The organism is Brevundimonas sp. TWP3-1-2b1 (genome assembly GCF_049896165.1).
Classification (GTDB): domain Bacteria; phylum Pseudomonadota; class Alphaproteobacteria; order Caulobacterales; family Caulobacteraceae; genus Brevundimonas; species Brevundimonas subvibrioides_B.
Window position 1 is genome coordinate 68,823 of sequence record NZ_JAFCTT010000013.1, and the last position, 19,412, is coordinate 88,234.

General features: G+C 68.2%; 18 protein-coding genes. 8 read left to right on the forward strand and 10 right to left on the reverse strand.

Annotated features, from left to right (window positions below; translation table 11 throughout):
* The first annotated feature begins 190 nt into the window (after nucleotides 1-190).
* The 3 genes from trxA (at nucleotide 191) to rplS (ending at nucleotide 1,876) form a co-directional block, all read left to right on the forward strand.
* The gene (gene trxA / locus ACP7AB_RS13175; RefSeq protein ID WP_425991741.1) at nucleotides 191-526 is read left to right on the forward strand and encodes a thioredoxin; all 336 of its coding nucleotides are present in this window, start codon (nucleotides 191-193) and stop codon (nucleotides 524-526) included.
* A 167-nt stretch (nucleotides 527-693) separates the two neighbouring features.
* Nucleotides 694-1,443, forward strand: coding sequence for a tRNA (guanosine(37)-N1)-methyltransferase TrmD (gene trmD / locus ACP7AB_RS13180; RefSeq protein WP_425991869.1), 750 nt, complete (start codon nucleotides 694-696; stop codon nucleotides 1,441-1,443).
* A 4-nt stretch (nucleotides 1,444-1,447) separates the two neighbouring features.
* Complete coding sequence (gene rplS / locus ACP7AB_RS13185) at nucleotides 1,448-1,876, forward strand: 50S ribosomal protein L19 (protein WP_303696550.1); 429 nt, start codon at nucleotides 1,448-1,450, stop codon at nucleotides 1,874-1,876.
* Nucleotides 1,877-2,172: 296 nt separating this feature from the next.
* On the opposite strand, the gene ACP7AB_RS13190 is transcribed toward rplS, so the two are convergent.
* From ACP7AB_RS13190 to ACP7AB_RS13210, 5 genes are all read right to left on the reverse strand, one after another.
* Nucleotides 2,173-3,327 carry an aldose epimerase family protein gene (locus tag ACP7AB_RS13190; RefSeq protein ID WP_425991739.1) on the reverse strand — a complete coding sequence of 385 codons (1,155 nt, stop codon included), beginning with the start codon at nucleotides 3,325-3,327 and terminating at the stop codon, nucleotides 2,173-2,175.
* A complete protein-coding gene (locus ACP7AB_RS13195; RefSeq protein ID WP_425991737.1) occupies nucleotides 3,327-4,973 on the reverse strand; it encodes a pectate lyase in 1,647 nt (548 codons plus the stop codon). Before ACP7AB_RS13195 ends, ACP7AB_RS13190 begins: the two co-directional genes overlap by 1 nt.
* 240 nt (nucleotides 4,974-5,213) lie before the next feature.
* A complete protein-coding gene (locus ACP7AB_RS13200) occupies nucleotides 5,214-6,224 on the reverse strand; it encodes a sugar kinase (protein ID WP_425991735.1) in 1,011 nt (336 codons plus the stop codon).
* Nucleotides 6,225-6,244: 20 nt separating this feature from the next.
* Entirely contained in the window at nucleotides 6,245-7,003 is a 759-nt protein-coding gene (gene kduD / locus ACP7AB_RS13205; protein ID WP_425991733.1) for a 2-dehydro-3-deoxy-D-gluconate 5-dehydrogenase KduD, read from the reverse strand.
* Nucleotides 7,004-7,014: 11 nt separating this feature from the next.
* Nucleotides 7,015-7,179 (reverse strand): hypothetical protein, encoded by a 165-nt coding sequence (locus tag ACP7AB_RS13210; protein WP_425991731.1) that lies wholly within the window; start codon nucleotides 7,177-7,179, stop codon nucleotides 7,015-7,017.
* 119 nt (nucleotides 7,180-7,298) lie between these two features.
* Between ACP7AB_RS13210 and ACP7AB_RS13215 the strand changes: the two genes are divergently transcribed.
* Entirely contained in the window at nucleotides 7,299-7,958 is a 660-nt protein-coding gene (locus ACP7AB_RS13215) for an RpiB/LacA/LacB family sugar-phosphate isomerase (RefSeq protein ID WP_425991729.1), read from the forward strand.
* 170 nt (nucleotides 7,959-8,128) lie between these two features.
* On the opposite strand, the gene ACP7AB_RS13220 is transcribed toward ACP7AB_RS13215, so the two are convergent.
* Nucleotides 8,129-9,187: a LacI family DNA-binding transcriptional regulator gene (locus tag ACP7AB_RS13220; RefSeq protein WP_425991727.1), complete on the reverse strand. Its 1,059-nt coding sequence runs from the start codon at nucleotides 9,185-9,187 to the stop codon at nucleotides 8,129-8,131.
* A gap of 210 nt (nucleotides 9,188-9,397) precedes the next feature.
* Here ACP7AB_RS13220 and ACP7AB_RS13225 point away from each other — a divergent pair, with 210 nt between their 5' ends.
* From ACP7AB_RS13225 to scpA, 4 genes are all read left to right on the forward strand, one after another.
* Nucleotides 9,398-10,210: a 2-keto-4-pentenoate hydratase gene (locus tag ACP7AB_RS13225; RefSeq protein WP_425991725.1), complete on the forward strand. Its 813-nt coding sequence runs from the start codon at nucleotides 9,398-9,400 to the stop codon at nucleotides 10,208-10,210.
* Between the two features lie 78 nt (nucleotides 10,211-10,288).
* Nucleotides 10,289-11,599: an MFS transporter gene (locus ACP7AB_RS13230; protein WP_425991723.1), complete on the forward strand. Its 1,311-nt coding sequence runs from the start codon at nucleotides 10,289-10,291 to the stop codon at nucleotides 11,597-11,599.
* Between the two features lie 314 nt (nucleotides 11,600-11,913).
* Complete coding sequence (locus tag ACP7AB_RS13235; protein WP_425991721.1) at nucleotides 11,914-13,305, forward strand: methylmalonyl-CoA mutase family protein; 1,392 nt, start codon at nucleotides 11,914-11,916, stop codon at nucleotides 13,303-13,305.
* Between the two features lie 157 nt (nucleotides 13,306-13,462).
* Nucleotides 13,463-15,607, forward strand: a complete 2,145-nt coding sequence (gene scpA, locus ACP7AB_RS13240) for a methylmalonyl-CoA mutase (protein WP_425991719.1) — start codon at nucleotides 13,463-13,465, stop codon at nucleotides 15,605-15,607.
* A gap of 1 nt (nucleotide 15,608) precedes the next feature.
* On the opposite strand, the gene ACP7AB_RS13245 is transcribed toward scpA, so the two are convergent.
* The 4 genes from ACP7AB_RS13245 to motA all read right to left on the reverse strand — a co-directional run bounded on the left by ACP7AB_RS13245 (nucleotide 15,609) and on the right by motA (nucleotide 19,389).
* Nucleotides 15,609-16,019: a hypothetical protein gene (locus ACP7AB_RS13245; protein ID WP_425991717.1), complete on the reverse strand. Its 411-nt coding sequence runs from the start codon at nucleotides 16,017-16,019 to the stop codon at nucleotides 15,609-15,611.
* 21 nt (nucleotides 16,020-16,040) lie between these two features.
* Nucleotides 16,041-17,861 (reverse strand): FAD-dependent 5-carboxymethylaminomethyl-2-thiouridine(34) oxidoreductase MnmC, encoded by a 1,821-nt coding sequence (gene mnmC / locus ACP7AB_RS13250; protein WP_425991715.1) that lies wholly within the window; start codon nucleotides 17,859-17,861, stop codon nucleotides 16,041-16,043.
* Between the two features lie 115 nt (nucleotides 17,862-17,976).
* On the reverse strand, nucleotides 17,977-18,255 hold the full coding sequence (locus tag ACP7AB_RS13255; protein ID WP_425991713.1) for a hypothetical protein: 279 nt from the start codon (nucleotides 18,253-18,255) through the stop codon (nucleotides 17,977-17,979).
* A 261-nt stretch (nucleotides 18,256-18,516) separates the two neighbouring features.
* Nucleotides 18,517-19,389 carry a flagellar motor stator protein MotA gene (gene motA / locus ACP7AB_RS13260; RefSeq protein WP_425991711.1) on the reverse strand — a complete coding sequence of 291 codons (873 nt, stop codon included), beginning with the start codon at nucleotides 19,387-19,389 and terminating at the stop codon, nucleotides 18,517-18,519.
* Nucleotides 19,390-19,412 lie beyond the last annotated feature (23 nt).

Here is a 19,412-nt window from a genome sequence, read left to right on the forward strand (position 1 = left end):
AGATCCCAGACTGTGGCGGCTGGGATATCACACCGGTCCTGCTGATCCGACTTCAGCGTGGTCCACCTGGACCCCGGCCTTCGCCGGGGTGCACGGAGGTTGGGAGCCGTTGATTTCCCCCAGAATCGCCCCACATCTCAGCCAACAGAACACCGGGCGCGCCGATGCCGCCCTTGAGGAGGAGAATTCCATGGCCACGGTCAAGGTCACCGACGAGAGCTTCGACGCCGACGTCCTGAAATCATCCACCCCCGTGCTGGTGGACTTCTGGGCGGAGTGGTGCGGCCCCTGCAAGCAGATCGGCCCGGCCCTGGAGCAGATCTCCGACGAACTGGGCGGCCAGGTCACCATCGCCAAGATCAATATCGACGACAGCCCGCTGACCCCGTCCAAACTGGGCGTGAAGGGCATCCCGACCCTGATGCTGTTCAAGGACGGCCAACTTGCATCCCTGAAGGTGGGCGCCATGCCCAAGGGCAAGATCCTCGAATGGCTCGCCGAGACGGGCATCGCGGCGAAGGCGTGAAATTCTCCGCTCATCCCCGCGAAAGCGGGGACCCAGTTCTTAAGCGAGGCACGGCGTCCGGGATCTGGGGAGCCGCTCACTGGTGATGCTGATCGCTCAAAGCACTGGGTCCCCGCTTTCGCGGGGATGAGCGGAATTTATTTCAGATATCGGTTATGGGGCAGCCCATGCCCTTCACCGCCACCGTCCTGACCATGTTCCCCGAGGCCTTTCCGGGCCCGCTCGGCGTGTCGTTGATCGGCACGGCCTGGCGCGAGAAGGGGCTGTGGGCGCTGCAAACACTGGACATTCGCGACTTTTCCGAAGATAAGCGCGGCTTCCTGGACGACACCCCCGCGGGTGGCGGCCCCGGACAGGTCCTCAAAGCGGACGTGGTGGCCCGGGCTCTAGACAGCCTGACAGGGTCGCCCCGGCCGCTTTTGTACATGAGCGCACGCGGTCGACCCCTGACGCAGGCGCGAGTGAAGGACTGGGCCAGGACGGACGGCATTGTCGTTCTCTGCGGCCGGTTCGAGGGGGTGGACCAGCGGGTGCTCGACGCACGCGGGTTCGAGGAGGTCTCCGTCGGAGACGCGGTCCTGGCCGGTGGCGAGGCGGCGGCGATGGTGGTGATCGAGGCGTGCGTACGACTGATCCCCGGCGTTCTGGGCCAGGCCGAAAGCCTGAGTTCCGAAAGCTTTGAGGACGGTCTTCTGGAGCATCCGCAGTACACGCGACCGCGGACGTTCGAGGGGATCGACATCCCGGAGATCCTGTTGTCCGGCGACCATCGCAAGATGGCGGCCTGGCGTCAGGAGCAAAGGGAAAAGACCACTCAGGAGCGACGTCCAGACCTCTGGGCGGCGCATCTGGAAACAAGACCTGCGGAACCCTCCGCCAAATCAAAGCTAAAGGGCGCCAAAGCCCGAGGAGAATAGAACCATGGCCAACATCCTTCAGACGCTCGAAGCGGAAGAAAAAGCCCGTTTGATCGCCGTGCGCGCGATCCCGGTCTTCCAGCCCGGCGACACGCTTCGCGTCAACGTCAAGATCAAGGAAGGCGAGCGCGAGCGCGTTCAGGCCTTCGAAGGCGTCTGCATCGCCCGCGCCGGCGGCGGCGTGAACGAGAACTTCACCGTCCGCAAAATCTCCTTCGGCGAGGGCGTCGAGCGCGTCTTCCCGATCCTGTCGCCCAACATCGAGTCGATCGAAGTGAAGCGTCGCGGCGTCGTCCGGCGCGCCAAGCTGTATTACCTGCGCGACCGTCGCGGCAAGTCGGCCCGTATCGCCGAACGCCAGACCGTCCGCCCCGCCAAGGGCGCCGTGGTCCCGGTCACCGGCACCGCCGACAAGCCTGCCGACGAGGCGTAGGACATTCTTTTTGCGCTACCGCCCTTCGGGCTACTTGAGCGCGAATGACCTGAGTAAGGGCCTCGGCGGAAACGCCGGGGCCCTTTTCTTTGCTTCCTTCCTTTCGTCATCCTCCGGCAAGCCGCCGCTTGGCGGCGCAGACCGGGGGACCCAGCGGCGCGCGAGAGCGCGAACCTGCCGCGGGTGAATCTGGTTCCGACATCGCGCCTGAACAGATCGCCTTCGGCGCCGCTGGGTCCTCCGGTCTTCGCTTCGCTACGCCGGAGGATGACGAAAGAGAGGACGGGAGGGCACCGTCAGCTCGCCGAGAACCGGTACTCGGTCCGAGACCGGAAGGTCTCGCCCGGTCTCAGCACGGTCGAGGGGAAGCCCGGCCGGTTGGGGCTGTTCTGATAGTGCTGGGTCTCCAGCGCGACCCCGCAGTGCGGGCGATACGCGGCCCCGCCGCGCCCCACCAGTTCGACCGTGTTCGCCGTATAGACATGCAGCGCAGGCTCGGTGGTCCAGACCTCGAGCGCCCGCCCGCTGAACCCGTCCGACAGCCGCCCGGCGCGGCGCAGTCCCTCGCCCCGTACCGCGAAACTGTGGTCGTAACCGCCGCCGATGCGCAGCTGTTCGTTCACCTCGAACAGGTCCCGGCCGATCGGTTTGGGCGTGCGGAAGTCGAACGGCGTGCCCGCGACAGGCGCCAGGTCTCCGGTCACAACCTTGTCCGGCGCATAGGCGGCGAAGGCGTCGGCCTCGATCTGCAGGTCGTGGTCGAGGATCAACCGCCCCGGATTGCCCGACAGGTTGAAATACGAATGGTTGGTCGGGTTCAGCACCGTCGCCCGGTCGGTCAGGGCCAGATAGTCGATCGTCAACCGGTCGTCGTGCGTCAGCCTGTAGGTGACCGAGATCGTCAGCCGCCCGGGGAAGCCCTGATCGCCGTCGGCGCTGACCAGGGTCAGGACCACGCCCGGCCCCTCGGCGGTCAGGTCGGGACGACCCATCCAGTTGCGTTTGGCGAAGCCAACGGGGCCGCCGTGGCTGGAGTGCGGACCCGTGCCGACGTCGAGCTGGACCTCGCGCCCGTCGAGCTCGAACCGGCCGTTGGCGATCCGCCCGGCGTAGCGACCCACGGTCGAACCGAAGTTGCGCGACCGCTCGACATAGTCGGCCAGGGTATCGAGGCCGAGGACGACCTCCGCCATCCGCCCGTCGCGATCCGGCAGGGTCAGCGACTGCAGGATGCCGCCCCAGGTCATGACTCTCGCCTGGGACCCCCGGTCATTGGTGAGGGTGAACATCGCCACCGTCTGGCCGTCCGCCAGCGTCCCCCAGTCCTTCTGATCGACCGGCGGCGTCCGCATGAACGGCATCGACGGCATCGCCACCCGGGGCATCGACCCGCACCCGGCCAGCGGCGTCGCCGCCAGTCCGGTCAGAAGGGTGCGGCGGTCCAGATGCATCAGGCGACCGGTGCGGCCAGAGCCTCGATCAGATCGCCGAGGTTCCGCACGAAGGCTTCTGTCGAGATACACTCCACCGGGAAGTCGGTGTTGTAGGGCGAGGTGTCCCACAGGTCGCCGACGCGGGTGGTCTGGTACTCGCCCCCGGTGACCGCCTCGGGCGACGGGCCGATGTAGGGGTTCGACGTCGTGGTCATCGGCGTCGGCCAGTAGCCGCGCGTGCTGAGGCTCGCCGCCAGCTCGGCCGCCCGTCCGGCCGCCACCGGACGCGGACGTCGCCCGTCGGTCGACATGTCCCAGATGCTGACGTCGCGCAGGGTGAAGTATTTCGGCAGCTTCAACGCCCCCGGACGCGCCTTCAACGGCGAGGCGGCGATCAGGGCCGCCGGATCCATGGCGGCGGCCGCCTCATAGTCGGCGCGCAGGGCGGCGGTGTCGAGGTTCCGGAACGAGCCGTAGTGGATGACCAGATTGGTCGGGTTCTCGTCGGCGTAATAGCGGCCGTTGCGAATGTTCGACCCCCGGCGGTGGATATAGACCGGGGTGTTCGAGCCCTCGAGGATGAAGGTCGGATGCGTCCGTCCCGGCGCGATCAGGGTCTGGGGCGTCTTCACCTGGTCCAGCCAGTCCAGCGCCTCGGGCAGACGGGCCAGATATTTGCGGTCGCCGGTCAGCCTGTAGAAGCCGATCATCGACCGGATGTTCGTCGCCGTCGTGTGGGTGGCGAAGGCGCGCGGCTCGATGGTGCGGGCCGGCGCCGGCTTCAGGGTGTCGGGATAGTGCTGCAGACCCCAAGCGGGTTGCGGCATGGGCTGCTGGGTGGCGACGAAGATGTCCATGCCGCGCTGGATCGCGTCGACCAGCCGCCGGTCGTTCGAGCCGAGCGCCTGGTGGCAATAGAGCAGGAACTCGATGTTCTCGCCCGCCACGTCGTCGTTGAAGGTGATGTAGGGGGTGTAGTCCGGGTTGCCGTGCAGGCCGCCGGCCCCCTCGACGAACGGAAAGCGCTGCGGCCAGCCGCCGTTCGGATACTGGGCGTCGAGGACGAACTGGATCGCCTTGTCGAGCGGCGCCCGGTATCTGCGCTCGCGCTTCTCCAGATAGACCCGCAGCAGCAGCTGCGAGGCCTCGGCCGTGCCGGCGTCGTCGAAGGTGGCGTTGCCGTAGTAGTGCTGGAATTCCTCCAGCCGCCAGGCGTTGCCGCCGATCCGGGCGTACCAGTCCTTCAGGCTGTCCTCGCCCGCCGTGTCGATGACGTAGTTCCAGCCGCCGCGCGGATGCTGGCCGGCGATGAGCGCGTCTGCGGCGGCCCTGGCGGCGTCGTAGAACTGCTCATCGCCCGTGGCGTGATAGGCGTCGAGATAGGCGTGACCCACGGTCGCCGTGCCCGGAGGCTGGACCCAGATCATGGTCGGCGAGGCTTCCAGCTCCCCCCAGCGGCGCGAGAAATCGGGCAGGACGTTCCACACGTATCCGCCGGCGACGGCGACCTCGTCGGTCATGAAGGCGGTGGCCCGTTTCATCGTGGCCAGGATGGACGCGCGGTCGGAGGACGCTTGCGCGAAGGCGGCGACGGGCGTGGCGGCCAGGGCGGTCAGCGCGGCGCCTCCAGCGAGCAGGGCGCGACGCGACGGGGTCGGCGACATGGGGAACTCCGGGTCGTTTCCTGGGGACAGACGATCACGAGTCTGACGCTCGTTTGAAATCACGATACATGAATGACACCGGTTTCCTAGAGCCTTTCCTCCCCCGTCGGGGGAGGTGGCGCGGCGCTTCTTCAGCGCCGTGACGGAGGGGGCCAACCGCGAATTCGGTGTCCGGGGTTGGCCCCCTCCACCCCCGCGCAAGCGCGCGGCGGTCCCCCTCCCCCGATGGGGGAGGCATACTCAGCGCCGGATATCGAAGCCTTCAGCCGCCATGGCGGCGCGCACCTGGGCCTCGTCGAACAGGTTGAAGTCGCCGGGGACCGAATGTTTCAAACCTGCCGCCGCCAGGCCGAAGGCCAGGGCCTCGTCGTTCGACCAGCCCTTGTAGATTCCGAACAGGACGCCCGAGGCGAAGGCGTCGCCGCCGCCGACCCGGTCCACGACGCCGGTCAGGGCGATGGGGGCTGCGTGATGCTCGCTGTCGCGGGTGATCATCACCGCCGACAGGGTCTGGTCGTCGACGCTGTCGTTGACCCGCAGGGTGCAGCAGATCCGCTCCAGCGAGGGCCAGGTCTCGAACGCGGCCTTGGCGGCGGCGCGACGGCGCTCGGCCGGATCAGCGTCATCGAACGACCGGCCCAGCACGAGGGCGAAGTCGCGGTCGTCGGCGAAGGCGAGGCTGGACCCCGCCAGCATCTGGCCCAGGACGCGCGGCGGATCACCGGCCCATTCGGCCCACAGCTTGCCGCGGAAATTACCGTCGAAACTGACCTTCACACCCGCCCTGGTCGCCGCAGCGATGGCGGCGAGGGCGGCGGTCGAACCGGTCGGACCGGTCGCCGGCGTCACCCCCGAGAGGTGCAGCCACTCCACCCCGTCGAGCAGCCTGGCCCAGTCCAGCGCCCCGTCGACATGCTGGACGAAGGCCGAGGCGGCGCGGTCGTAGAGGACGTCCGACGGACGGCGCACGGCCCCCGGCGTCAGGAAATAGAGCCCCATCCGGCCGGGCTTGAAGACGATGCCGCGTGTGTCGACGCCATGCTTGCGCACCTCGTCGCGAGCGGCATGACCCAGCGGATTGTCGGGCAGGACCGTCGCCAGGGCGGCTGGCGCGCCGTAGCGGGCCAAGGACACGGCGACATTGGCCTCGGCGCCGCCGGGGCGGACGGTCAGGCCGGGCGACTGCATCAACAGTTCGCCGTCGTTGGGCGTGAGACGCAGCAGCATCTCGCCGAAGCAAAGGATCGTCATGGCGCTACGCTAGTCGCTGATCAGCGTGCGAGCCAGCCGCCGTCGACCGGAAGCGTGATGCCCTGGACGTAATCCGACGCCGCCGACGACAGGAAGACCGCCGCCCCGCCGATGTCCGACGGCTGGCCCCAGCGGCCGGCCGGGATGCGCCCCAGGATCTCTTTCGAACGCACCGGGTCGTCCTGCAGCGCCTGGGTGTTGTCGGTGGCGAAGTATCCGGGCGCGATGGCGTTGGCGTTGATGCCGTGTTTCGCCCACTCATTGGCCATCAGCTTGGTCAGGCCGGCGACGCCCGACTTGGACGCCGTATAGGACGGCACGCGGATGCCGCCCTGATAGGACAGCATCGAGGCGGTGTTGATGATCTTGCCGCGACGGCCGCCGGCGATCATGTCGCGCACCACGGCCTGCGACAGGAAGAAGACCGACTTCAGATTGACGTTGAGGACCGCATCCCAGTCTTCCTCGGTGAAGTCGACGGCGTCGGCGCGGCGGATGATGCCGGCGTTGTTGACCAGGATGTCGATGGGGCCGAGGCCCCTGGTCGCCTCGTCCACGATGCGCTCGATCGGCTCCATCGAGCCGAGGTCGGCCTGGATCGAGATGGCCTTCACCCCCTTGGCCAGGCACTGGCCGACGGTATCGTCAGAGGCGCGGCGCGCGACCGAGGCGATGGACGCCCCTGCGTCAGCGAGGGCCAGGGCGATGCCCTGACCGATGCCGGTATTGCCGCCGGTGACGACGGCGACCTTGCCTTGCAGGCTGAATGGATTGCCCATGGGTCCCTACTTCAGTTGGCGGACGTCGAGGACGTCATGTCGGTATGGTCGATGGTCTCGCCGCCCATCGCCTGGACGAAGGTGTAGTCCGTGATCAGATCGCGGTCGCGCAAATCGTCATGGCCCGCGCCGACCATCGAATCCGGACGGGTGGCGTGGTAAATCCTGCAATCCATGCGGCGATCCTCCCACCAGCGTTTGCGGGGCTTGGTAACCGGTGTCAAAACCAGATGCAAATGATCCCGCGAAGGGGTAAAGCCCTCGCCAGCCCCACAGACTTGCCGAGAGGACACCCATGAAAATCGCCCTGATCACCGAGAACAGCCAGGCCGCGAAGAACGCCATCATCCACGACGCCCTGACTGCGGTGGCCGAGCCCCTGGGGCATCAGGTCTTCAACTACGGCATGTACACGGCCGAGGATAAGGCGTCGCTGACCTACGTCATGAACGGCCTGCTGAGCGGCATCCTGTTGAACTCGGGCGCCGCCGACTTCGTCGTCACCGGCTGCGGCACGGGCATGGGCTCGATGCTGGCCTGCAACGCCATGCCGGGCGTCTTCTGCGGCCTGGTGATCGACCCGACCGACGCCTTCCTGTTCGGCCAGATCAATGACGGCAACGCCATCTCGATGCCCTACGCCAAGGGCTTCGGCTGGGCAGCCGAGCTGAACCTGCAGGACGTCTATCGCAAGCTGTTCGAGGGCGAGCGCGGCCTGGGCTATCCGAGGGAACGCGCCGAGATCATGGCCAAAAACCGCGGCATCCTGAAGTCGCTGAAGGCCGTGACCTGCCACGACATGCTGACCGTGCTGAAGACCGTCGACCAGGACCTGCTGAAGGCCTGCGTCGCCGGCGAGAAGTTCCAGGAGTATTTCTTCGCCAACGCCACGGACGAGGGCATCCGCGACTACGTCAAGGGCCTCGTCGGCGCGAACGTTCTCGAGACGGCGTAAGAAGACTCTCCCTCCCCCTCGGGGGAGGGGCGTCGCGCAGCGACGGGGTGGGGGCGGCTCGGTGACGCGCCGCCTTTTCGCTGTGCCGTGTCTGGGTCTCCTGGCCGCCCCCACCCGACCTCGCTTCGCTCGGCCACCCTCCCCATGAAGGGGAGGGAGAAGGTCAGCTTCTACAGCGCCCGCGCCGAATCCCTGATGACCAGTGACGGCCTCACCTCCGGCTGGTTCAGCTTGGCCGGATCCAGGCCGCGCATCGGCGCCAGCAGCTTCTCCGCCGCCATCCGGCCCATGTCGCGGATCGGCAGGCGCACCGAGGTCAGGTTCGGCCACACCCGCGATGCCATCGGCAGGTCGTCATAGCCGACCACCGACAGGTCGCGCGGAATCTCCAGACCCATGTCGCGGGCGACCTTGAACACGCCCAACGCCATCTCGTCGTTGCCGGTGAAGATGGCCGTCGGCGGCGGGTCGAGGGCAAGCAGGATCTTCGCCGCCTCCACCCCCGATTCGAACGTATAGGCGCCGACGGCGATATAGCGGTCCTCCAGCGTCAGCCCCTTTTCGGCGAGGCCCTCGCGGAAGCCGCCGCCGCGCACCGCACTCGAGCGGAACAGTTCCGGGCCCGAGATGAAGCCGATGCGGCTGTGGCCCAGATCGGCCAGGTGCCTGCCGGCCTCGGCCGCGCCGACATGGTCGTTGGTGACCAGCATGGAGCCCGGCTCGTCCAGTGACACCGAGGCGATGCGGACATAGGGACAGTCGAGGTCGCGCAGAACCTGGATGACCCGCTCGTCCTCGGACATCGACGGCGGCAGGATGACGCCGAACAGCTTCTGGCGCTCGACGAAGGTGCGGATGTCGTTCACCACGGTGTCGCCGGTCCGCACGCACGGGTGGACCACAAGCTCCAGCCCCGAACCGCGCAGTGCGTCCAGCACGCCCTGCTGCATGTTCACGACATAGTTCGGGCTGGGGTTGTCGTAGATCAGGCCCACCAGGAAGGATCGGCGGAAGGCGAGACCGCGCGCCTGCAGGTCCGGGGTGAAGCCCAGTTCCTCAATGACCGCATTGACCCGCCCGCGCGTTTCCTCGCGCACGAAGGGCGACTGGTTGATGACCCGCGAAACCGTCTTCTTCGAGACCGAGGCGATACGCGCCACGTCGTTGATCGTGGGCCGTTTTCCGGGCCTCATCCCCGCGCGGGCGGATGTCTTGTCGTCGTCGGTCAAGCTCGACCTCTTGCTGTGAGCGTGCAGCCTTACAACCGGTCCGGCTGTGACGCCATGCCCACGCTTGCCGCCGGCGCCGATCTCGGCAAGGGCGTTGACACCGGTTTCCTTCCCCTTCAATCATCCCCCAACCGACGAGAAGATCGGCTTCTGGCAAATGACATCGGGACGGCGCGTGACGGGCATTCATCACCATTCGGCGGTCGCGGCATGAGCGCGGCGAACGCCCCGGGCCTGAACGACAGCGTGTCCGACATCGCCGCGCGTTTCGTCGACGCGCGCCTGTCGCACACCGGCCTGTCGGACTATCCGGGCCGGCGCCCGCTCGACATGGCCACCGCCTACGCCACCCAGGACGCGGCCATCGGCCTGTTCCCGGACGAGATTGTCGGCTGGAAGGTCGGCATGGTGCCCCCGGGCCAGCAGCCGACCCTGCAGACGCATCGCCTTGCCGGCCCGATCTTCCGCCGCAATTTCTGGTCGACCTCGTCCGAACCGACCCCGCTGCCGGCCATCCCCGGCGGGTTCGCCGCGATCGAGGCCGAGTTCGTCGCCCGCATTGGCAAGGTCGATCCGTCCAGGCTCGACTGGACCCTGGAAGAGGCGACCGCCGCCGTGTCCGCCATGCATATCGGCGTCGAACTGGCGGGCAGCCCGCTTTCGACGATCAACGACCTGGGCTCGGCCGTGGTCGCCTCCGACTTTGGCAACAACGGCGGCCTGGTGCTGGGCGTCGAGATCGTGGACTGGGCCGCGCGCCTGGACGGCATCGAGGTTCAGACCCTCATTGACGGCGTGGCCGTCGGCACGGCCACGGCGGCCGCGATCCCGATGGGCGTGCTGGAATCGGTGCGTTTCCTGATCGAACACCTGGCCCGTCGCGGACGGCCGGTAGGGGAGGGAACCCTGATCTCGACCGGCGCGGTCACCGGCGTTCACCGCGTCGAGATCGGCGCCCAATCCGTCTGCGCCTTCTCGGGCGTCGGCGAAATCCATTGCACGGTCGTTTCGGCCGGGGCGTAGTTCAACCATGCCGGAACCCGTCGCGCCGCTCGCGGTGACAAGGCGGGTCAGGACGCGGAAACAGTAAGGACGGGGTCCATGACAGACGCTGCTTCGACCAGGGTCGAACCAATCCAGATCCAGCCGCCGTCGGGCAAATACCGCTGGGTCGTGGTCTGGCTGCTGTTCGCGGCCATGGTCATCAACTACGTCGACCGTCAGGCGCTGGGCGTCCTCAAGCCGACGCTGATGGCCGAGTTCGGCTGGACCGAAACCAACTTCGCCGACATCATCTTCTGGTTCCAGTTCGCCTACGCCATCTCCTATCTGCTGTGGGGGCGACTGGTCGACAAGATCGGCGCCCGCTGGGGCTTCGGCATCGCCTTTGTCATCTGGCAGATCGCCTTCATCGCCCATGCCGGCATCCGCAACCTGAACCATATGATCTTCGCCCGCGTGGCGCTGGGGATCGGCGAGGGCGGCGGCTTCCCGGCGGGCATCAAGGCCGTGACGGAGTGGTTCCCCAAGAAGGAACGCGCCTTCGCTGTCGGCCTGTTCAACGCCGGCACCAATATCGGCGCCATCATCACGCCCTTGATCATTCCACTGATCGCCTCGGTCTGGCTCGGCACGGCCGAAGACCCGAACTGGCGCATGGCCCTGATCATCATCGGCGTCGCGGGCCTGCTCTGGGTGCCCGTCTGGTTCATGATCTACAGGCGGCCCGGCGAGCACAAGAAGGTCACCCCGGCGGAACTGAACTGGATCGCCCAGGACGCGCCGGACCCCGCCCACAAGATTGGCTGGCTCAAGCTGCTGACGGTCAAGGAGACCTGGGCCTATGCCCTGGGCAAGTTCCTGATCGACCCGATCTGGTGGTTCTTCCTGTTCTGGCTGCCGGGCTTCCTTGGCGCCCGGTACGACCTGAACCTGCTGACCTTCGGCCCGCCGCTGATCGCCATCTATCTGCTCTCGGACGTCGGTTCGATCGGCGGCGGCTGGCTGTCAGGACAGTTCCTGAAACGCGGCATGAGCCTGGGCTCAGCGCGCAAGCTGACCATGCTGATCTGCGCCCTGGCGGTCACGCCCGTCGCCTTCGCCGGCAATATCGACAACATGTGGCTGGCGGTTCTGGTCATCGGCATCGCCACGGCGGCCCACCAGGGCTTCTCGGCCAACCTCTACGCCATGCCCGGCGACGTCTTCCCGCGCTCGGCGGTGGGCTCGGTGGTCGGCATCGGCGGCATGATCGGCGGCTTCGGCGGCATGGCCATGGCCAAGTACGCCGGCTACGTCCTCGACCAGATCGGCAGCTACACCCCGATCTTCGTGGTCGCCGCCTCGGCCTATCTGATCGCCCTGCTGGTCATCCACCTCCTGTCGCCGCGCTACGAGCCGGCCAGGGTCTGATCCCCTGAACCCCTCTCCTGAACGGGAGAGGGGTTTCGGCCCATACCCATCAACGGACGCGCCGATTTCCTCAATCGGATCAGGGCGTGGCCGCATTGAGAGGCCTTTTGTCCATCACGCCCTGATGCGGGGTTATACTGCCGTTCTTCTGGTGGAGGGATCGGCATGGGCCGGATCGGGGACGCAGCGGCTGCGGGCGGGCGAGACTCTGTCGACTCTGTCGAGTCGCTTTTGGAGTCGCGCGGTCAGTCGATCCGGCTGGACGCCCGGCGGCCAGAGTAGCAATACGGCGCGTGAACCTCGCCGGAGCCTGCATGTCCCAGCCTTTCCCGATCCCGTCGCCCGCCGAATGGCGCGCCGAGGCCGAGAAGGCGCTGAAGGGCCGGCCGGTCGAGGGCCTCGTCCATCTCGACGCCGACCACCTGACCACCCGACCTCTGTACGGCCGGGCCAATGCGACGGAGGCGGTCTTCGCCCCCCGCGCCTCGGACGCCGACGGTCGCCCCTGGGACCTGCGCACCCAGGTCGAGTGCGATGACCCCGAGGCCGCCAATGCAGCGGTCCTCGCCGATCTCGAAGGCGGCGCCGCCTCGGTCATCCTCTCAGGCGAGGTTCTGACCGATAGCGAACCACTCGGCCGGGCGCTGCACGGCGTGGCGCTGGAGCTGGCCCCTGTCGGCCTCGACGCCGGTCTTGCCGGGCCGGACGCCGCCAACGCCCTGGCCGTCGTCGCCAAGGGTTCCCCCCGCGCGAAGCTGATGTTCCACATGGACCCGCTGAGCGCCTTCGCCGCGACGGGCGGCTCGCCCCGTGCGATCGAGGAGCATATCAGCCTCGCCGCCAACACCGCGGCCCGCCACGCCGGGGCCTATCCGGAAGCCAGTTTCTTCCTCGCCACCGGCCGGGCCGCGCACGAGGCCGGTGGCTCCGCCGGCCAGGAACTGGGCTTCGCCGCCGCCGCCGCCGCGGCCTGTCTGAACGCCGCCGTGGATGCGGGCCTGCCCATTGAGCGCGCCCTGACCGGGACGGTCCTGGGGGTCAGCGTCGACGCCGAGTATTTCGACAGCCTGGCCAAGGTTCGGGCCCTGCGCCTGATCTGGCGTTCGATCTCCAGGGCCTTCGGCCATGAGACCCCCGGCCGGATCGAGGCCCGCTCTTCGCGCCGGATGCTGGCGGCCCGGGATCCCTGGCCCAACCTGCTGCGCCTCACCGCCGCCGGCTTCGCCGGGGCTGTGGGCGGGGCGGATGCGGTGGTGCTCGACGGCTTCAGCCGCGCGCTCGGCCGTCCCGACGCCTCCGCCCGTCGTCAGGCCCGCAACACCCAGCTGATCCTGATGGAGGAGGCCCACATCGGCCGGGTCGCCGATCCTGCGGCGGGCTCCTGGTATCTCGATCACCGCACCCGCGATCTCGCCGAAGCCGGCTGGGCCGAGTTCCAGCGCATCGAGCGTGACGGCGGCATCGTCGCCTCCCTGCGCGGCGGCGCCCTCCAGCAGCGGATTGCCGCCTCCCGCGCTTCCGGCAAGGCCGCCCTGTCCGAAGTCGGCGGCCAGATGGTCGGGGTGACGAAATTCGTCGACGCGGATGTGCGGGCGGTTTCGGTGGAGGCCTCGACGGCCTCCGTCCCAGGCATCGGCGGCGACCGCTGTCCGCCTCTGTCGCCCTTGCGCTGGGCCGAAGCCTTCGAACAGGAGACGGCGGCATGACCCTCCACTCCGTGCATCCCCGCGAAGGCGGGGACCCAGGTTTTAGCGACCCATCGGTGCCTGGGATCATCGTCAGCCCGCGCTTGGTCGAGCCTGTCGCCCAAAGCACTGGGTCCCCGCCTTCGCGGGGATGCACGGATCTTGGAGAAGCCGCCTGATGTCTCCTCCCGATTTCACCAGAGCCGCCCTCGATCTGTCGCCGCTGAACGGCGGCCTCGATCGCGCGCCCATCCGCACGCCCGAGGGCATCGACATCGCTCCCGTTTACGACGCGGCGGCCATCGCAGACCTCGACTTCATCGACGGCCTGCCCGGGTTCGCGCCGTTCGTGCGCGGCCCCTATCCGACCATGTACGCCTCCAATCCCTGGACCGTCCGCCAGTACGCCGGCTTCTCCACCGCCGAGGCCTCCAACGCCTTCTATCGCCGCAACCTCGCGGCCGGTCAGAAGGGGCTCAGCATCGCCTTCGACCTGGCCACCCACCGGGGCTACGACTCCGACCACCCGCGCGTCGCCGGCGACGTCGGCATGGCCGGCGTGGCCATCGATTCGATCCTCGACATGCGGACCCTGTTCGACGGCATCCCGCTGGACCAGATGTCGGTGTCGATGACCATGAACGGCGCCGTCCTGCCGATCCTGGCCCTCTACGTCGTCGCGGCGGAAGAGCAGGGCGTCGAGCACAAGGACCTGACCGGGACCATCCAGAACGACATCCTCAAGGAGTTCATGGTCCGCAACACCTACATCTATCCGCCCGGGCCCTCGATGCGGATCATCGCCGACATCTTCGCCTGGACGGCGCAGGAAACGCCGAAGTTCAACTCCATCTCGATCAGCGGCTACCACATGCAGGAGGCGGGAGCCTCCGCCGACCTGGAGCTGGCCTACACCCTGTCCGACGGGCTGGAATACATCCGCGCCGGGGTCGCAGCGGGCATGGACGTGGACCGGTTCGCGCCGCGCCTGAGCTTCTTCTGGGCCATCGGAATGGACTATTTCATGGAGGTGGCGAAGCTCCGCGCCGGCCGCCTGCTGTGGGCCGAGGCGGTCCAGGCCGAGTTCGCGCCGAAGGACCAACGCAGCCTGTCGCTGCGCGCCCACTGCCAGACCTCCGGCTGGTCGCTGGCGGCCCAGGACGTGTTCAACAATGTGCCCCGCACCATGGTCGAGGCCATGGCCGCGGCGGGCGGCCAGACCCAGTCCCTGCACACCAATTCGCTCGACGAGGCCCTAGCCCTGCCGACCGACTTCTCGGCCCGCATCGCGCGCAACACCCAGCTGTTGCTGCAGCTCGAGACCGGCCTGACCCGGGTCATCGATCCCTGGGGCGGCAGCTTCTTCGTCGAGCGCCTGACCCATGAACTGGCTGAGCGGGCCCGAGCCCACATGGCCGAGGTCCGTGAACTCGGCGGCATGGCCAGGGCCATCGAGGCCGGCCTGCCCAAGCTGCGGATCGAGGAGGCCGCCGCCAGAACACAGGCCCGCATCGATACCGGCCAGCAGACCGTCGTCGGGGTGAACCGCTATCTGAACGATACGCCTGACGACATCCCGGTGCTGAAGGTCGACAACGCCGCCGTCCTGTCGGCCCAGATCGTGAAACTGAAACGCCTCCGCGCCGAACGCGACGAGGCGAAATGCCAGGCCGCGCTCGACGCTTTGACCGTCGGCGCCAGGGGCTCGGAGAACCTGCTCGAACTCTGCGTCCGCGCCGGCCGCGCCCACGCCACGGTCGGCGAGATGTCCGACGCGCTGGAGGCCGCCTTCGGTCGCCACGTCGCCACGGTGAAGACCGTCTCGGGCGTCTACGCCCGCGAAGCCGGCAAGGACCCGAAGATCTCGCGCGCCCGCGACATGGTCGCCGCCTTCGTCGAGAACGACGGCGGCCCGCCGCGCATCCTGATCGCCAAACTGGGCCAGGACGGACATGACCGTGGGCAGAAGGTGGTCGCCACCGCCTATGGCGATCTGGGTCTCGATGCCGTCGCCGGTCCCCTGTTCCAGACACCGGAAGAGGCGGCGCGCGATGCTGTGAACAACAATGTCCACGTCGTCGGGGCGTCGTCGCTGGCGGCCGGGCATCTGACGCTGGCGCCCGCCCTGATCGCCGAACTCAAGAAGCTGGGACGTTCCGACATCATGGTGACGGTCGGCGGGGTCATTCCTCCTGCCGACATCCAGACCCTGCTGGATATGGGCGTGGCCGCCGTCTACCCGCCGGGATCCGTCATCGCCGACACGGCCATCGACCTGATCGAGAAGCTGAATCGAAAGCTGGGTTACGCCCAGAAGGCCTGAATCAGGGGCGCTGGCGCCCCGGCAAGGCCTCGACCTCGGCCTCGGTCAGGGAGCGTTCGATGCGCGCGAAGCACTGGTCCGGGCCGAAGCGGACGTTCGGCAAGGCGATCCGTGCACTGTCGCCGACGCAGACCTGACTGCCGATCCCGGTCGCCGGCGTGATGACCAGGGCGTTGGCGTTTCCGATATCGGGGCAGCCGCCTGCCTGGATCGCGAACACGCCGCCGCCCAGGACCTTGACGTAGATCTGTTCGGTTCCGCCTCGCGTGAAGTTGGTGATCCGGTCGGGCTGGAAGCACTGGCGCGCGCCGCCGTCCGGCGTGCCGATCCCGGAGCTGGGCGCGGGGCCTTCGGTGGGCGCGCATGCGGCGATGCTGGACAGGAAGATGACAAGGGCGATCGGTCGGCGCACAGCGGCGTCTCCTCTTTCCAACTAGACGCCTCGACCGTCCTCCTGCCTTGCGCCGGGCGCAAGGGCCGCTCGCGACGGCGTGATCCGCTCGATGACATTGCGGGGCAGGGGCGAGGGCAGGCCCGAGACCAGAGCGGCGACATGTTCTCCCAGCAGAGGCGCGAGGCAGAAGCCTCGCGATCCCAGGCCGCCAAGGACGAACAGGCCGGCATGGCCGGGCACCGCGCCGGCGATCGGCAGGCGGTCTCGCGTGGTCGCCCGGGTCGCAACCCGGGAACGGACGGAGTCCGGCGCGATGCCTGCGGCGCGACCCGGCAGGCGGGCCGCGAGCGCGGCGAGGTTCCGCTCCGTGTCGGCCGGACGGATGTCTGTGGCGGTATCGTCCCGGTCGTGGGTGGCCCCGAACAGGAAGCCTGTCCCCGTCGGCGCGACATAGCCGCCCCAGGCCATGGCTGCGGGTTCGCCTTCCCCTTCGACCCATTCGGCCTGGCCCCGAACCGGCGACAGGCGCAGATCCGGCGCCAGGTCGATGGAGCCTGCGCCTGCGCACAGCACCACCGCCTCCGCCTCCGCGAGCACGCCGCCGGTCGCATCAACAACCCGCCATCCTCCGGCGTGAGGCTCGACGCGCGCCGCCTTTCCGGCGCGTACCGCGTCGGGACTGAGCCACGTCCTCAGGATCGTGGGCGGAGCGACGACGAAGGCGGAGGCCATGCACAGGCCCGGGCCCTCGACCGGCTCGCCGGCGATGCGGGACGCTTCGCTGTCGTTTGCCAGGGTGATCTCGCCGTCTGCCCAGATCGGCTGGGTTGCGATCCGCTCGAAGCGTCGGGCATCGCGTTCCGTGCCTGCGAGTTGCAGCACGCCGCGCGCAATCACCGCGCCGGGCAAGAGGCTGTAAAGGGCGCCGGCCCGCTCCAGCCCCTGGGCGAACAGGGCGGCCACTGGCTCGTCGCCGAGGTCGAAGCGCGGCGTCACCAGGGCGGCCGGGAAGCCGGACGCGCCCGCTCCGGGGCCGTCGGCCTCGATCACAACAGGTGTGAGACCGGCAGCCGTCAAGGCGCGCGCCACAGCGGCTCCGGCGATCCCTGCGCCGATGACGATCACGCTGCGAGGCGGCGGCGCGACGGCGGAATCACCGGTCCGGCGTGCCTCGAGCCGCTCGCGCTTGCGGCCGTGTCCGGGGCGTTTCTCGACGGCGAAGCCGCGCTCGGCCAGACCGCGTCGGACCAGGCCTGCGACGGTGAAGGTCGCGACGCGGGCGTCGGGCGCCGACTTCGCGGCGATCTGATCGAAGACGGCCTCGGACCACATGCCCGGGTTCACCGAGGGCGCGAACCCGTCCAGGAACCAGGCGTCGGCGCGGCCCGTCCATTGACCCAGGGCCCATTCCGCCTCGCCCACGGCGAGGTCGAGCACGGCGTGGAACTCCGGCAGGTCGATGCGATGGAAGCCCGGGGTCGTGGCCGGCCAGCGCTCGACGAGCGCCGCCGTCGCCTCGTGAATCTCGGGCCAGGCGGACAGGGCGCGGCTCGCCTGGTCGGCGTCCAGCGGATAGCCCTCGATGGAGAAGATGTGCAGCCGCCCGCCTTCGGGACGATGCCGCCGCCACAGGTCGAGCAGGGCGGCGATGTTCAGCCCGCTGCCGAAGCCCAGCTCGGTGACGGTGAAATCCCGACGACCGGCCCAGGCCTCGGGCAGGCCGCATCCGGTCAGGAAGACCGCCCGGGTTTCGGCCAGCCCGTCTTCGGCCGAGAAATAGACGTCGCCATACCGGCCCGACCGGGGCTCTCCGGCCTCGGTCCAGACCAACCTGGGGTCGCGGTCATCCGTATCGGTCATCGCGCGGTCTATAGGCGGCGTGGCGTATCGCGGGCACGAAAAAAGGGACCGCCCGGAGGCGATCCCTTTCCGTCAGACGAAGCGAACTCCGTCCGAATACCAGGTCCGTGAGGACTTAGTGAGCGGCCGGAGCGGCCGGAGCGGCCGGAGCCATAGCGGCGTCGGCAGCCGGGGCCATAGCGCCGTCGGCGGCCGGGGCGGCGGCGGCAGCAGCGCCGGCAGCGGCAGCAGCGTCCGTGGCGGCAGCGTCGGCGGTCGCAGCAGCGTCCGTGGCGGTGTCGGCGGCGGCGGCGGCGTCTGCCGAAGCGTCAGCGGCCTTGTCTTCGGCGGCGGGTTGGCAAGCAGCCAGGGTCAGGGCGGCGGCGGAGGCGGCGATCAGGGCGACGATGCGCATGATGTATATCCTTCAGAAGGGGGTTCAAGAGAGGTCATGAATCCTCTCCGTTGGGGAGATAACGGGATCGTGAGCGGATTCGCAAGCGAAATCTCACGGCTTCGTGATCGTCCGTGTTCCGGGAAGGTTGCGCCCGAGGGGCGAAGCCGTTTGCCGGGTTCGGTCAACCGGCCTTGAGCGCCGGTCCTCGCGCTAACGGGATCGTGACCTGTCGAGAGCCGGCGTGAGAACGCCGTGTTCCGGCGCCCTCCAACGAAATGATCAGGCGGCCTCGGGCGGGTTCGCCGCCAGGTGTTCTTCCATCTCCATGAACGACGGCTGGGCCGATGACGGGATGTCGCCGCGTCCGATCTCGACCGAGATCTGCGCCGCGTTGCCGTGCAGGTGGGCGACCAGCACCGACTGGATAATCTTGTAGAATGCCGCCTCCTCGTCGACGATCGCCTGCAGGCGCGCCGCCAGCGGTCCGACCAGGCCATAGGCCAGGAATACGCCCATGAAGGTGCCAACCAGGGCGCCCCCGATCATCCCGCCGAGGATTTCCGGCGGTTCGGTGATCGATCCCATGGTCTTGATGACCCCCAGAACGGCCGCGACGATGCCCAGAGCGGGCAGGGCGTCGGCCATGTTCTGAAGCGCGTGCGGCGCGCCGGCCGCCTCGTGGTGATGCTTCTCCAGTTGTTTTTCCATCGCGTCCTCGATCTGGTGAGGATCCTCGAGGTTCATCGTCATCATCCGCAGGGTGTCGCAGATGAAATCGATCGCGAAATGGTCCTTCATGACCTTCGGATACTTCTGGAAGATCGTGGATTCGCCCGGCTTCTCGATGTGGCTTTCCAGGGCGATGACCCCCTTGGACTTCATCGTCTTGGTCAGCGCGAACAGGAGGCTGAGCAGGTCCTTGTAGTCCTGCTTCTTCCACTTCGGCCCGGCGAAGGCCTTGCCCAACCCGCCCATGGCCGACTTCACGACGCCGATCGAGTTGGAGATCAGGAAGGCGGCGACGGCCGAACCGCCAATGGCCATCAATTCGTGTGGTGCGGCGTGGATGATGACGTCGAACTTGCCCCCGGCCAGGGCGTAGCTGCCGAACACCATGCCGAACAGCATGACGATGCCGATGATCTGAAACATTTGGCGGTCCGACGTCCCCGGGA

Bases quoted from the DNA above. Each gene is read 5' to 3' on its own strand.
- trxA (WP_425991741.1), top strand. From the start codon at position 191: ATGGCCACGGTCAAGGTCACCGACGAGAGCTTCGACGCCGACGTCCTG.
- trmD (WP_425991869.1), top strand. From the start codon at position 694: ATGCCCTTCACCGCCACCGTCCTGACCATGTTCCCCGAGGCCTTTCCG.
- rplS (WP_303696550.1), top strand. From the start codon at position 1,448: ATGGCCAACATCCTTCAGACGCTCGAAGCGGAAGAAAAAGCCCGTTTG.
- ACP7AB_RS13190 (WP_425991739.1), bottom strand. From the start codon at position 3,327: ATGCATCTGGACCGCCGCACCCTTCTGACCGGACTGGCGGCGACGCCG.
- ACP7AB_RS13195 (WP_425991737.1), bottom strand. From the start codon at position 4,973: ATGTCGCCGACCCCGTCGCGTCGCGCCCTGCTCGCTGGAGGCGCCGCG.
- ACP7AB_RS13200 (WP_425991735.1), bottom strand. From the start codon at position 6,224: ATGACGATCCTTTGCTTCGGCGAGATGCTGCTGCGTCTCACGCCCAAC.
- kduD (WP_425991733.1), bottom strand. From the start codon at position 7,003: ATGGGCAATCCATTCAGCCTGCAAGGCAAGGTCGCCGTCGTCACCGGC.
- ACP7AB_RS13210 (WP_425991731.1), bottom strand. From the start codon at position 7,179: ATGGATTGCAGGATTTACCACGCCACCCGTCCGGATTCGATGGTCGGC.
- ACP7AB_RS13215 (WP_425991729.1), top strand. From the start codon at position 7,299: ATGAAAATCGCCCTGATCACCGAGAACAGCCAGGCCGCGAAGAACGCC.
- ACP7AB_RS13225 (WP_425991725.1), top strand. From the start codon at position 9,398: ATGAGCGCGGCGAACGCCCCGGGCCTGAACGACAGCGTGTCCGACATC.
- ACP7AB_RS13230 (WP_425991723.1), top strand. From the start codon at position 10,289: ATGACAGACGCTGCTTCGACCAGGGTCGAACCAATCCAGATCCAGCCG.
- ACP7AB_RS13235 (WP_425991721.1), top strand. From the start codon at position 11,914: ATGTCCCAGCCTTTCCCGATCCCGTCGCCCGCCGAATGGCGCGCCGAG.
- scpA (WP_425991719.1), top strand. From the start codon at position 13,463: ATGTCTCCTCCCGATTTCACCAGAGCCGCCCTCGATCTGTCGCCGCTG.
- mnmC (WP_425991715.1), bottom strand. From the start codon at position 17,861: ATGACCGATACGGATGACCGCGACCCCAGGTTGGTCTGGACCGAGGCC.
- ACP7AB_RS13255 (WP_425991713.1), bottom strand. From the start codon at position 18,255: ATGCGCATCGTCGCCCTGATCGCCGCCTCCGCCGCCGCCCTGACCCTG.
- motA (WP_425991711.1), bottom strand. From the start codon at position 19,389: ATGTTTCAGATCATCGGCATCGTCATGCTGTTCGGCATGGTGTTCGGC.